The organism is Pseudomonas sp. B22129 (assembly GCF_044218875.1).
Classification (GTDB): Bacteria; Pseudomonadota; Gammaproteobacteria; order Pseudomonadales; family Pseudomonadaceae; genus Aquipseudomonas.
The window spans coordinates 2,819,883-2,832,049 of the sequence record NZ_CP162592.1; the positions used below are offsets into that span (position 1 = coordinate 2,819,883).

Genomic DNA, 12,167 nt, shown 5'->3' on the forward strand with positions numbered 1-12,167 from the left:
TTAGTATCGATTTGTCGTTTCAGAGAATCGCTGCGTTGTTGCGCTCGGCCTGTTTCAAATAAGCCGCCAACTCCCGGGCTTGCAGCGGTTTGCTGTAGTGATAGCCCTGGCCTTCATGGCAGCCCTCGGAAATGATGTAGGCCTCTTGTTCGGCGGTTTCCACGCCTTCGGCGATCACCTGCATGCCGAGGCTTTTACCCAACTGGATGATGGCGCGCACGATGGTCGCGTCGTCATCGTCATCCAGCAGGTCTTGCACGAAGCTCTTGTCGATTTTGATTTTGTCCAGTGGCAGGCTTTTCAGGTAGCTCAACGACGAATAGCCGGTGCCGAAGTCGTCAATCGCGATCAGCGCGCCGGAACGCCGCAGGCTCAGCAAGTGCTGGGCGGCGGTGCTGATGTCTTCCATCAGGCCGGTCTCGGTGACTTCCAGTTCCAGGCTGCGCGGCGGCAGGCGGTAAATCTGCATCAGGTTGTTGACCACCCGCGGCAACTCGGTGTGATGCAACTGCACGGTGGACAGGTTGACCGCCATACGCAGGGTGGTGAAGCCCAGGTCATGCCATTCGCGCAATTGCTTGCACGCCTGGTCGAGAACCCATTCGCCAATCGGAATAATGGTGCCGTTCTGTTCTGCCAGTGGGATGAACAGGTCCGGGGGGACCAGGCCGTGTTCCGGGTGTTGCCAGCGGATCAACGCTTCGACGCCGACCACACGGTGGTCGCGGTAGCTGATCTGCGGTTGATAGACCAGGTGAAATTGCTCACGGCTGAGCGCATCGCGCAGGTCTTTTTCCAGTTCGCGTCGGCGGCGCATTTCGCTGTCGACGCTGGCGATATAGAACTGGTAGCGGTTACGCGAGCGGCTCTTGGCCAGGGTCATGGTCTGTTCGGCTTTTTGCAGCAGCTTCTCGGTGCTGTCGCCGTCTTCCGGGAACAGGGTGATGCCGATGGTGGCGCGCAGGCGGATCTGCTCATGTTCGAGGGCGAACTCGCCTTCCAGGTCATCCAGAATGCTTTGTGCCAATTCGGCCGCTTCGTAAGGCTGGTCGATGTCGGCTTGCACCAGGGCAAACTGGTCGCCGCCCAGGCGGGCCAGCGCGCCGAGGCGGCCACTGTGGGCGCGCAGGCGGTCGGCCAGGGCCAGCAACAGTTTGTCGCCGGCCTGGTAGGTAAATTGTTCGTTCACACTCTTGAAGTCATCCAGCCCTACGCACAACACAGCCACGCGGCGCTGCCGGCGGCCGGCGTCGACGAGGATTTTGTCCAGTTGCTCCTGTAGTTTCTGGCGGTTGGGCAGGCCGGTGAGAAAGTCGTACTGGGCCATGCGCAGCAGGCTGCTTTCGGCCTCGTGGCGCAGGTGGGTATTGCGCTCGATGGACTCGAGCAGTTGGTTGGCGGTGTTGATCCACAGCCCCAGTTCATTGCGTTCGTGGCCCTTGAGCTGAGGGATTTTGTGCTCGCTGGGACGGTCCGGGTTGATCGAGGTCAGGTGTTCGATGATCCGCGATAACGGCTTGGTCAGCAGCCAGTGGTAAACCAGGTAGAGCACCAGGCCCATGGCCAGCGCGCGCAACACGCCGGAGATGAAGATGATCACCGAACTGACCAGAAAACCCTTGCCGTAATTGGCCGTGTCCAGGGTGATGCTCAGGTCGCCGTAATACTCGCTGTAGGGGCCTTTGCCAACCAACGAGGTGGTAAAGGTGCGCTCCTGCCCGAGAATCAGGTCGGTCAGCCAGCGCGAGGGGGATTGCTGCAAGGCGCGGCTTTTTTCCGCGAGCATGGTTTCGTTGGGGTGGCCGATGGACGCCATGCGCACGGCGTCGTCCTGAAACAGGCCTTCGATCACCTGCATACCCATCTCGCGGTCCAGGCTGTAGACGGCCTGGGTCGAGGGGTCGCGAAACATGTCGAGAATACGCTGGGCATCGCCCGCCACGGCCTGGCGCGTCTTGTAGGCATCGAAAACGATCTGCGCCACGCTCAGCGCCACGCCCACGATCAATGCCGACAGCAGCACAACCCGTAGCAACTTCACCGACAAGCTGTTTTTGAGTTCCAGCTTCAAAGAGTCATTCCTTGTTCCATGCGGGTAGCCTCAATATGCCATGAGTATTGGCAATCTCGTGATGGCAGTCAAAGGAACATTAGGGCGTTGGCGGGTTGGGCGAGGAACCAGAGGGTACAAGAGGTGGCGAGGCGGATGGAGATCCGCCTGCCGGAGACAAACCCTCGTGCGCTGCGGGTGCGCCGGGGGCAGGACTGTCTTTACGACGAAATGTTGATGTTCATGTTGTTATTGGTCGAATCTTTGCTGGCGAAGTCCACGCGATTCTTGTTGTGCATGTCTTCGCTGGCGATCTTGTCTTTATCGCCTTCGCCATTTTTGTTATCCATTTGCTTGCTGGCCATTTTAACGAGCTCGGTGGCGAGTTGCATCGCCCCCTGGATCATCGGGGCTAGTGCGCCAATTGTCATAGTGGTTTCTCCGACAAGTACGAGAGGTAAATTCCTCACGCTCACTACGTGGCAACCTCGGCGCATTGAGTTCCAATGACATAATTACAATTAGACACCCACAAAAAAGCCCGGCAATCGCCGGGCTCTTTGTTACTGCAAGGTGCGCTTAGGCAGTGAAGATCTTGCCTTCGAACTGCTCAGCCACGAACTTCCAGTTGACCAGGTTCCAGAACGCTTCCACATACTTTGGACGCACGTTGCGGTAGTCGATGTAGTAGGCGTGTTCCCAGACATCGCAGGTCAGCAGCGGGGTGTCGCCGCTGGTCAGCGGGTTGCCGGCGCCGATGGTGCTGGCCAGGGCCAGGGAACCGTCAGCCTTTTTCACCAGCCAGCCCCAGCCGGAACCGAAGGTGCCGACGGACGTCTTGGTGAACTCTTCCTTGAACTTGTCGAACGAACCGAACGCGGCGTTGATGGCTTCAGCCAGCGCGCCGGTAGGTTGGCCACCGGCGTTTGGCGCCAGGCAGTTCCAGTAGAAGGTGTGGTTCCAGACCTGAGCGGCGTTGTTGAAGATGCCGCCCGAAGAGGACTTGACGATCTCTTCCAGGGTCTTGCCTTCGAACTCGGTGCCAGGCACCAGGTTGTTCAGGTTCACGACGTAGGTGTTGTGGTGCTTGTCGTGGTGGAATTCCAAGGTTTCCTTGGAAATGTGCGGCTGCAGGGCATCGTGTGCGTAGGGCAGCGGCGGCAATTCGAAAGCCATGATGATTCTCCTAATCAGGTCAGTTGCGGTGAGCGCAAGGCCGATCACGGGCGGCCAAACAAGCGCCGGGGAGTTTGTACTCTTTGCGGCGCAGGGGCTGGATCATAGCACCGGGGTTGCGGCATAACCACGCAACAACTGTGTGGGATAGAGGTTCCAGAGCGTTTTGGAATATTCCTCAGACACTGATCAATTGATAGGCAACGCTGAACATCATCACCGCCACCAATAGATCCAGCAGGCGCCAGGTCGCCGGGCGCGCCAGCCAGGGGGCCAGCCAGGCCGCGCCGAGGGCCAGGGTGGCAAACCACAGGAATGACGCGCTGGCGGCGCCAGCCACGTAGGCGCCGGGCTCGGTTTGTTGTGCACCCAGTGAGCCAATCAGCAGCACGGTGTCCAGGTACACATGGGGGTTGAGCAATGTCACCGCCAGGGCACTGAGCAATACCGCGCGCAGTGAACGCACCTTGAAGTTGTCGCCTTGCGCCAGGCTTTGTCTGGAAAACGCGCGGCGCAACGCCAGCGTGCCGTACCACAACAAAAAGGCAGCGCCGCCCCAGCGGGCAATCGCCAGTAGCAACGGGTTTTGTGCGAGCACCGTGGCCAGGCCGAACACCCCGGCCGCCACCAGCAATGCATCGCAGACCACGCACAGTGCCGCCACGGGCAAGTGATGTTCCCGGCGCAGGCTCTGCGCCAGCACGAATGCGTTCTGGGTGCCGATTGCCATGATCAGGCCGAGGGCTACCAACAGCCCGTTCACGTAGCTCTGCCACATAAGCTTTACTCCGCGTCTTTTGCCAGTTGGCGCAAAACGTCCATGGCCCGCGCGGCATCGGTGCGGCCGACAAACAGGTGGTCGTGGTAATAGCCGGCGATTACGTTGCAGCTGATGCCTGCTTTGCCCAGCGCGCTGGCGAACGCGGCGGTGAGGCCCACGGCCTCCAGGGCCGAATGCACGTTCAAGGTGATCCAGGCCGCCACGTAGTCGAAGGCCAAGCCCGCCTGTTCGGCTTGCTGGCGCTCGACAATCAAGGTCAGGCCTTCCTGCTCGCGAAAGCTGCCGATGACGTCGCAGCCCTGTGGGATGCGGTGATCGGGCAGGGTGCAAAACACATAGTCGCCATCGTTCAACTGCGGGCTCATGCTGCGCAGCAGGGTTGCCAGGGCGGTTTCGCCAGCCATGTGGGGTTTCCTTATAAAGAGAGAAGCAATGCTGGCCATTCTCGCGGGCTACGCTGTATAAGAAAAACCAATATTGCTGATCGCTCATTAGAGAAACTGATGTTCGACTATAAATTGCTCTCCGCTTTAGCGGCGGTGGTGGAACAAGCCGGGTTCGAACGCGGCGCCCAAGTGCTGGGGCTCTCGCAGTCGGCAATCTCCCAGCGCATCAAGTTGCTGGAAGCGCGCATCGGCCAGCCGGTATTGGTGCGCGCCACGCCGCCGACGCCCACTGACATTGGCCGTCGCCTGCTCAACCACGTGCAACAAGTGCGGTTGCTGGAGCGTGACCTGCAAAGCCAGGTGCCGGCGCTGGACGAAGAGGGCATGCCCGAACGCCTGCGCATCGCCCTGAATGCAGACAGCCTGGCCACGTGGTGGGCCGAAGCCGTCAGCGGCTTTTGCGCTGACCAGCACTTGTTGCTGGATCTGGTGGTGGAAGACCAGACCGTGGGCCTCAAACGCATGCGTGCCGGTGAAGTGGCCGCGTGCATCTGCGCCAGCGAACGCCCGGTGGCCGGCGCGCGCAGCCTGTTGCTCGGTGCCATGCGTTATCGGGCATTGGCCAGCCCGGCCTTTATTGCGCGGCATTTCCCGGAGGGTGTGCGCGCTGATCAACTGGCGAAAACGCCGGCACTGGTGTTTGGCCCGGACGATTTCCTGCAACACCGTTATCTGGCGTCTCTGGGTGTGGACGGCGGTTTCGAGCACCATTTATGCCCCTCGTCCGAAGGTTTTATCCGCCTGACGGAAGCCGGGCTGGGCTGGGGTTTGGTGCCGGAGTTGCAGGTGCGCGACCAGTTGGAAAAGGGCGTATTGGTCGAGTTATTGCCAGATAAGCCCATCGATGTGCCGTTGTACTGGCATCATTGGCGCAGTGGCGGGCAACTGCTGGGGCTGCTGACCGACCATTTGGCCCAGGCCTGTGGCCAATGGTTGGTGCCGTTGGAGTGATAGCGGGCGTCAAGGCAACAGCGATGAAAAACGAAAGAACATGGGGTAACAAATGAAAATTCTGGTCACCGGCGCAAGCGGCTTCATCGGCGGGCGTTTTGCACGTTTCGCTCTGGAGCAGGGCCTGGACGTGCGGGTCAACGGGCGGCGCGCCGAAGGTGTTGAGCACCTGATACGGCGCGGCGCCGAGTTTATCCAGGGTGACTTGAATGACGCCGACCTGGTGCGCGAGCTGTGCCGTGACGTTGAGGCTGTGGTGCATTGCGCCGGCTCCGTCGGGCTATGGGGCAAGTACCAGGACTTCCATCAAGGCAATGTGCTGGTGACGGAAAATGTCGTTGAAGCCTGCCTCAAACAACGCGTTGGGCGCCTGGTGCACCTGTCGTCGCCATCGATCTATTTCGACGGGCGCGATCATCTGGGCCTGACGGAAGAGCAAGTGCCCAAGCGCTTCAAACATCCTTACGCTGCGACCAAGTACCTCTCGGAACAGAAGGTGTTCGGCGCCCAGGAATTCGGCCTTGAAGTGTTGGCCCTGCGCCCGCGTTTCGTGACCGGCGCCGGCGACATGAGCATCTTCCCGCGCCTGCTGAAAATGCAGCGCAAGAACCGCCTGGCCATTGTCGGCGACGGCCTGAACAAGGTCGACTTCACCAGTGTGCACAACCTCAACGAGGCGTTGCTCAGCAGCTTGCTGGCCACCGGCTCCGCGCTGGGCAAAGCCTACAACATCAGCAACGGCACGCCGGTGCCGGTGTGGGATGTGGTGAACTACGTGATGCGCCAGATGGGCATGCCGCAGGTGACGCGGTATCGGTCTTACGGTTTGTCCTACAGCGTCGCGGCTTTGAACGAGGCATTCTGCGCGATGTGGCCAGGGCGGCCGGAGCCGGCGCTGTCGCGTCTGGGCATGCAGGTAATGAACAAAGATTTCACCCTCGACATCAGCCGGGCGAGGCATTATCTCGACTACGAGCCCAAGGTCAGTCTGTGGACGGCCCTGGACGAGTTCTGCAGTTGGTGGAAAGCCCAGGATCCGGCGTTCCAGTAAGTTCACAACAAGCAACACATCGGGAACCGAATCCACGGTTCCAGGTCGATCTGTGCGGCACGAACGCGGTTTATACTCCGTTCGCTCGGCGTTCCAGGTAGCCATCTCATTGATTCAGGGTAGATTCATGCGTAACGATGCTAAAGACGATTTCGACAACGTTCCCGGCCTGCGCGCCGACGTTGGGGACGATGATGATTTCGAGCCGACTCCTGCCACCTCCGTACGTTCGCGCAGCACACCCGCGGTGAGGGTCAAAAGTGCCAGTACCGGCCCGCTGTGGGCCTTGGTCGGCGCGCTGCTGATCGCCTTTGCGGGCCTGGCCTGGTGGAGCTTTCAGCAGATTTCCCTGATGGGCCAGCAATTGGTTGCCACCCAGGAAAGCTTCGCACGCATCAGCGAAGAAGCGGCCGGGCGCCTGCAGGATATTTCGGGCAAGGTAGTGGCCAGCGAGGCCAATGTGAACAACGGCAGCGAGGCGCTGAAACTGCAGATCAAGGCGCTGGAAACCCAGCTGCTGGAGCAGGGCAAGCAACAAGTCGGCGTGGCCGGCCAGGCCACCGAGCTTGACCAGCGCTTGGCCCAAATGAGCGCCAGTACCACCGACCTGTCGAATGCCAACGCCAAACTGCAGGGTCAGGTGCAGGCATTGACCGATGCCGTCGCCACCCTCAAGGCCTCGCAAGGCGATATCAAGGAGTTGTCCGCCGACGTCGCTGCCCTGAAAAAACAGGGCAACCCGAGCGCGGCGATCGCCCGTCTTGAGCAGGACCTTGTCGTCCTCAAAAGCGCCCAGGACAACCAGCCCGCCAACAGCGATGCGCCGACCAACAAAGAGTTCGACGTGTTCCGCATCCAGACCACGCGCAACATCACCACGTTGCAGAGCCAGGTGCAGAACCTGAATCAGCAGCTCAACGCGCCGGCGAAGATCACACCGCTGACCCAGTGACCGCGCCTGAGCCAAATGGGGTGTGAACCGGTTCAAGTGTGGGAGCGGGCTTGCTCGCGAAAGCGGTGTATCAGTCACTTTATTCATTGACGGGTAAACCGCATTCGCGAGCAAGCCCGCTCCCACAATTAGATCCGGGCCAGCTCAAAAAAGAGTCGCTATTAGAGATTGTCACAACGTGGTGACATTTCCCCTCCGCTTCGTTACTTGCCCTCATCCCACCCTTGTTTAGACTCCGGTCATCCCACAAAAAATAATAAGGGCCACCCATGACCACGCAACCGCTGCCAGCCAGCAGCTGGCTGAACGCACCTGCCCATCACGCTTGGCTCGCCGCCGAAGGCCAGCGCCTGCTGTCATTTGCCAAAGCGTCTCGACTGCCCGAGGGTTTTGGCAACCTGGACGACAAAGGCCAACTGCCGGCCGATGCCCACGCCGAAACCATGAACACCGCCCGCATGACCCACAGTTTCGCCATGGCCCACGCCATGGGGCTGCCCGGTTATGCCGAGTTGGTCGAGCACGGTGTTGCCGCCCTCAGTGGCCCTTTGCGCGACAGCGAACACGGTGGCTGGTTCGCCGCCCCCCACGCCGTTGATGGCAACAGCGGCAAGGCGGCCTACCTGCATGCTTTCGTGGCCCTGGCGGCCAGTTCGGCAGTGGTGGCGGGTGCACCCGGTGCGCAGAACCTGCTGAACGACGCCATCCATATCATCGACCAGTTTTTCTGGAGCGAAGAAGAGGGCGTAATGCTTGAATCCTTCGCCCGGGACTGGACTGGCGTCGAAGCCTACCGTGGCGCCAACAGCAATATGCACGCCACTGAAGCCTTCCTCGCCCTGGCCGATGTGACCGGTGACACGCGCTGGCTCGACCGCGCGCTGCGTATCGTCGAGCGTGTTATTCACACCCATGCCGCCGGCAACCAGTTCATGGTCATCGAACATTTCGACGCCCAGTGGAAACCTCTGCTCGGTTACAACGAAGACAACCCCGCCGACGGCTTTCGCCCCTACGGCATCACCCCCGGCCATGGTTTCGAATGGGCGCGGTTGGTGCTGCACCTTGAAGCTGCGCGCCTGCAAGCCAAACTGCCCACGCCGGACTGGCTGGTGACCGACGCGAAGGGCCTGTTCGCCAGTGCCTGCGAATACGCCTGGGCCGTGGACGGTGCACCCGGCATCGTTTACACCCTGGACTGGAACCACCAACCGGTGGTGCGCGAGCGCCTGCACTGGACGCACGCCGAAGCCAGCGCTGCCGCCCAAGCCTTGCTCAAGCGCACGGGCGAATTGCATTACGAGACCTGGTACCGGCGGTTCTGGGAGTTTTGCGAAACCCGCTTTATCGACCGGATTCACGGCAGCTGGCACCACGAGCTGAGCCCGCAAAACCGTCCCAGCAGCAAGATCTGGGGGGGCAAACCGGACCTGTACCATGCCTGGCAAGCGGTGGTGCTGCCTGCGCTACCCTTGTCTCCCAGCATGACCAGCGCGCTGGGGCGGGGCTGCTATGTCACCGAGTGGTGACATTTGTACGTCCCTTTGTTACCTGCAGCCCAAATATCCCTGTTTAAACTCCGTGCAGCGCAAGCTCTAGACTTGCATGCATAACAACAAGAAAAGGTACTCAGATGAACGCGATTAATCGCCTCGCCGTTGCTATTTCCATTGCCTCGTTGTTTCCCCTCAGTGCATTTGCCGCCGACTCGAAAGGGACGGTTGAAGTTGTGCATTGGTGGACCTCCGGTGGTGAAAAAGCAGCTGTAGACGTACTGAAGGCTCAAGTTGAAAAAGACGGCTTCGTCTGGAAAGACGGCGCTGTAGCCGGTGGCGGTGGCGCCACGGCCATGACCGTGCTGAAAAGCCGCGCAGTGGCTGGCAACCCGCCAGGCGTTGCCCAGATCAAAGGCCCGGACATTCAGGAATGGGCGTCGACCGGCCTGCTCGACACTGACGTCCTGAAAGACGTCGCCAAAGAAGAGAAGTGGGACTCCCTGCTCGACAAGAAAGTCTCCGACACCGTGAAGTACGAAGGCAATTACGTTGCCGTACCGGTCAACATCCACCGCGTGAACTGGCTGTGGATCAACCCGGAAGTCTTCAAGAAAGCCGGCATCACCAAGAACCCGACCACCCTCGAAGAATTCTACGCAGCCGGCGACAAGCTGAAAGCCGCGGGCTTCATTCCGCTCGCCCATGGTGGCCAGCCTTGGCAGGACAGCACTGTATTCGAAGCCGTCGTCCTGTCGGTAATGGGTGCAGATGGCTACAAGAAAGCCCTGGTTGACCTCGACAACGCTGCGCTGACTGGCCCGGAAATGGTCAAGTCGCTCACTGAACTGAAGAAAGTCGCGACCTACATGGACGTTGACGGCAAAGGCCAGGACTGGAACCTCGAAGCCGGCAAAGTCATCAACGGCAAGGCCGGCATGCAGATCATGGGTGACTGGGCCAAGTCCGAATGGACCGCCGCCAAGAAAGTCGCCGGCAAAGACTACGAGTGCGTAGCCTTCCCGGGCACCGACAAGGCCTTCACCTACAACATCGACTCCCTGGCGGTGTTCAAGCAGAAAGACAAAGGCACTGCTGCCGGTCAGCAGGACATCGCCAAAGTCGTGCTGGGTGAAAACTTCCAGAAAGTCTTCAGCATCAACAAAGGTTCGATCCCGGTTCGGACCGACATGCTGCAAAAAATGGACTCGTACGGTTTCGACTCTTGCGCCCAGACCGCTGCCAAAGACTTCCTGGCTGATGCCAAGACCGGCGGCCTGCAACCAAGCATGGCGCACAACATGGCCACTACCCTGGCCGTGCAAGGTGCGTTCTTTGATGTCGTGACCAACTTCATCAACGACCCGAAAGCCGACCCGGCCGACACCGCCAAGAAACTCGGCGCTGCGATCAAGTCTGCCAAGTAACGGTTAGCACTGCTGGTCCTTGTGAGGGGAAACCCCCTGACCCCTCACAAGGCATGCTCCTGTAGTCCTTTTTCCCTGTACTGGATTTTCCCATGAGTTCTGTTGCTGTGTTCAGCAAGGCCTCGCCGTTCGACGCACTGCAGCGCTGGCTCCCTAAACTGGTGCTGGCGCCCAGCATGTTCATCGTGCTGGTGGGCTTCTACGGCTACATCCTGTGGACGTTCGTTCTGTCGTTCACCACCTCCACGTTCCTGCCCAGCTACAAATGGGCGGGCCTTGCGCAGTACGCGCGGCTGTTCGACAACGACCGCTGGTGGGTCGCGAGCAAGAACCTGGCCGTGTTCGGCGGGATGTTTATCGGCATCACCTTGGTGATTGGCGTGATGCTGGCGATTTTTCTCGACCAGAAAATCCGTCGCGAAGGCTTTATCCGCACCATTTACCTGTACCCGATGGCGCTCTCGATGATCGTGACCGGTACCGCGTGGAAATGGCTGCTCAACCCGGGCATGGGCCTGGACAAACTTCTGCGGGACTGGGGCTGGGAAGGCTTCCGTCTCGACTGGCTGATCGACCCCGACCGCGTGGTCTACTGCCTGGTGATCGCCGCTGTGTGGCAAGCCTCCGGCTTCATCATGGCGATGTTCCTCGCCGGCCTGCGCGGTGTGGACCAATCGATCATCCGTGCCGCCCAGATCGACGGCGCCAGCCTGCCGCGCATCTACTGGAGCGTGGTGCTGCCCAGCCTGCGTCCGGTGTTCTTCAGTGCGGTGATGATCCTGGCGCACATTGCGATCAAGAGCTTCGACCTGGTGGCCGCCATGACCGCCGGCGGCCCGGGCTACTCGTCCGACCTGCCTGCGATGTTCATGTACTCGTTCACCTTCAGCCGTGGCCAGATGGGCATGGGCTCGGCCAGTGCAATCCTGATGCTCGGTGCGATCCTCGCGATCATCGTGCCTTACCTGTACTCCGAGCTGAGGACCAAGCGTAATGACTAGTCTCGCTTCCAAACCGACCATCAGCCTGAGTCGCATCGCGATCTACGCGGTGTTGATCCTCGCCGTGCTGCTGTACCTGGTGCCGCTGGTGGTGATGCTGCTCACCAGCTTCAAGACCCCGGAAGACATCAGCACCGGCAACCTGCTGAGCTGGCCGAGCGTGGTCACCGGCATTGGCTGGGTCAAGGCCTGGGCCACCGTGGATGGCTACTTCTGGAACTCGATCAAGATCACCGTTCCGGCCGTGCTGATCTCCACCGCCATCGGTGCGCTGAACGGCTATGTGCTGTCGTTCTGGCGCTTCAAAGGCTCGCAGCTGTTCTTCGGCCTGCTGTTGTTCGGCTGCTTCCTGCCGTTCCAGACCGTGCTGCTGCCGGCCTCGTTCACCCTTGGCAAGATGGGCCTGGCCAGTACCACCACCGGCCTGGTGTTTGTGCATGTGGTCTACGGCCTGGCGTTCACCACGCTGTTCTTCCGTAACTACTACGTGAGCATTCCGGATGCGCTGATCAAGGCGGCACGCCTGGACGGTGCCGGTTTCTTCACCATCTTCCGCCAGATCATTCTGCCGATGTCGACGCCGATCATCATGGTCTGCCTGATCTGGCAGTTCACCCAGATCTGGAACGACTTCCTGTTCGGTGTGGTGTTCTCCAGCGGTGACTCGCAGCCCATCACGGTGGCGCTGAACAACCTGGTCAACACCAGCACCGGGGCCAAGGAATATAACGTTGATATGGCAGCGGCGATGATCGCCGGGCTGCCGACCCTGCTGGTCTATGTGATCGCAGGCAAGTATTTCGTGCGCGGCCTCACAGCCGGCGCGGTCAAGGGGTAAT

At 60.3% G+C, this 12,167-nt stretch carries 12 protein-coding genes; 7 read left to right on the forward strand and 5 right to left on the reverse strand.

The window, feature by feature from the left end:
• Positions 1-19 precede the first annotated feature (19 nt).
• The 5 genes from AB4P94_RS12885 to AB4P94_RS12905 form a co-directional block, all read right to left on the reverse strand.
• Entirely contained in the window at positions 20-2,071 is a 2,052-nt protein-coding gene (locus AB4P94_RS12885; RefSeq protein WP_395610827.1) for a putative bifunctional diguanylate cyclase/phosphodiesterase, read from the reverse strand.
• A 200-nt stretch (positions 2,072-2,271) separates the two neighbouring features.
• The gene (locus AB4P94_RS12890) at positions 2,272-2,481 is read right to left on the reverse strand and encodes a hypothetical protein (protein ID WP_395610828.1); all 210 of its coding nucleotides are present in this window, start codon (positions 2,479-2,481) and stop codon (positions 2,272-2,274) included.
• A 148-nt stretch (positions 2,482-2,629) separates the two neighbouring features.
• On the reverse strand, positions 2,630-3,226 hold the full coding sequence (locus AB4P94_RS12895; RefSeq protein ID WP_395610829.1) for a superoxide dismutase: 597 nt from the start codon (positions 3,224-3,226) through the stop codon (positions 2,630-2,632).
• Positions 3,227-3,404: 178 nt separating this feature from the next.
• On the reverse strand, positions 3,405-4,004 hold the full coding sequence (locus tag AB4P94_RS12900; RefSeq protein ID WP_395610830.1) for a LysE/ArgO family amino acid transporter: 600 nt from the start codon (positions 4,002-4,004) through the stop codon (positions 3,405-3,407).
• 5 nt (positions 4,005-4,009) lie between these two features.
• Positions 4,010-4,411, reverse strand: a complete 402-nt coding sequence (locus tag AB4P94_RS12905; protein ID WP_395610831.1) for an ACT domain-containing protein — start codon at positions 4,409-4,411, stop codon at positions 4,010-4,012.
• A 99-nt stretch (positions 4,412-4,510) separates the two neighbouring features.
• On the opposite strand from AB4P94_RS12905, the gene AB4P94_RS12910 reads away from it, so the two are divergent.
• The 7 genes from AB4P94_RS12910 to AB4P94_RS12940 all read left to right on the forward strand — a co-directional run bounded on the left by AB4P94_RS12910 (position 4,511) and on the right by AB4P94_RS12940 (position 12,166).
• Entirely contained in the window at positions 4,511-5,404 is an 894-nt protein-coding gene (locus tag AB4P94_RS12910) for a LysR family transcriptional regulator ArgP (protein ID WP_395610832.1), read from the forward strand.
• Positions 5,405-5,456: 52 nt separating this feature from the next.
• A complete protein-coding gene (locus tag AB4P94_RS12915) occupies positions 5,457-6,455 on the forward strand; it encodes an NAD-dependent epimerase/dehydratase family protein (RefSeq protein ID WP_395610833.1) in 999 nt (332 codons plus the stop codon).
• Between the two features lie 127 nt (positions 6,456-6,582).
• Positions 6,583-7,407, forward strand: coding sequence for an ATPase (locus AB4P94_RS12920; RefSeq protein WP_395610834.1), 825 nt, complete (start codon positions 6,583-6,585; stop codon positions 7,405-7,407).
• 269 nt (positions 7,408-7,676) lie between these two features.
• Positions 7,677-8,936: an AGE family epimerase/isomerase gene (locus AB4P94_RS12925; RefSeq protein WP_395610835.1), complete on the forward strand. Its 1,260-nt coding sequence runs from the start codon at positions 7,677-7,679 to the stop codon at positions 8,934-8,936.
• Positions 8,937-9,040: 104 nt separating this feature from the next.
• Entirely contained in the window at positions 9,041-10,327 is a 1,287-nt protein-coding gene (locus tag AB4P94_RS12930) for an ABC transporter substrate-binding protein (RefSeq protein ID WP_395610836.1), read from the forward strand.
• Positions 10,328-10,419: 92 nt separating this feature from the next.
• On the forward strand, positions 10,420-11,328 hold the full coding sequence (locus tag AB4P94_RS12935; RefSeq protein WP_110625189.1) for a carbohydrate ABC transporter permease: 909 nt from the start codon (positions 10,420-10,422) through the stop codon (positions 11,326-11,328).
• Positions 11,321-12,166 (forward strand): carbohydrate ABC transporter permease, encoded by an 846-nt coding sequence (locus AB4P94_RS12940; RefSeq protein ID WP_395610837.1) that lies wholly within the window; start codon positions 11,321-11,323, stop codon positions 12,164-12,166. The genes AB4P94_RS12935 and AB4P94_RS12940 overlap by 8 nt, the downstream gene beginning before the upstream one ends.
• Position 12,167 lies beyond the last annotated feature (1 nt).

Bases quoted from the DNA above. Each gene is read 5' to 3' on its own strand.
- AB4P94_RS12910 (WP_395610832.1), top strand. From the start codon at position 4,511: ATGTTCGACTATAAATTGCTCTCCGCTTTAGCGGCGGTGGTGGAACAA.
- AB4P94_RS12890 (WP_395610828.1), bottom strand. From the start codon at position 2,481: ATGACAATTGGCGCACTAGCCCCGATGATCCAGGGGGCGATGCAACTC.
- AB4P94_RS12925 (WP_395610835.1), top strand. From the start codon at position 7,677: ATGACCACGCAACCGCTGCCAGCCAGCAGCTGGCTGAACGCACCTGCC.
- AB4P94_RS12905 (WP_395610831.1), bottom strand. From the start codon at position 4,411: ATGGCTGGCGAAACCGCCCTGGCAACCCTGCTGCGCAGCATGAGCCCG.
- AB4P94_RS12935 (WP_110625189.1), top strand. From the start codon at position 10,420: ATGAGTTCTGTTGCTGTGTTCAGCAAGGCCTCGCCGTTCGACGCACTG.
- AB4P94_RS12940 (WP_395610837.1), top strand. From the start codon at position 11,321: ATGACTAGTCTCGCTTCCAAACCGACCATCAGCCTGAGTCGCATCGCG.
- AB4P94_RS12895 (WP_395610829.1), bottom strand. From the start codon at position 3,226: ATGGCTTTCGAATTGCCGCCGCTGCCCTACGCACACGATGCCCTGCAG.
- AB4P94_RS12930 (WP_395610836.1), top strand. From the start codon at position 9,041: ATGAACGCGATTAATCGCCTCGCCGTTGCTATTTCCATTGCCTCGTTG.
- AB4P94_RS12920 (WP_395610834.1), top strand. From the start codon at position 6,583: ATGCGTAACGATGCTAAAGACGATTTCGACAACGTTCCCGGCCTGCGC.
- AB4P94_RS12915 (WP_395610833.1), top strand. From the start codon at position 5,457: ATGAAAATTCTGGTCACCGGCGCAAGCGGCTTCATCGGCGGGCGTTTT.
- AB4P94_RS12900 (WP_395610830.1), bottom strand. From the start codon at position 4,004: ATGTGGCAGAGCTACGTGAACGGGCTGTTGGTAGCCCTCGGCCTGATC.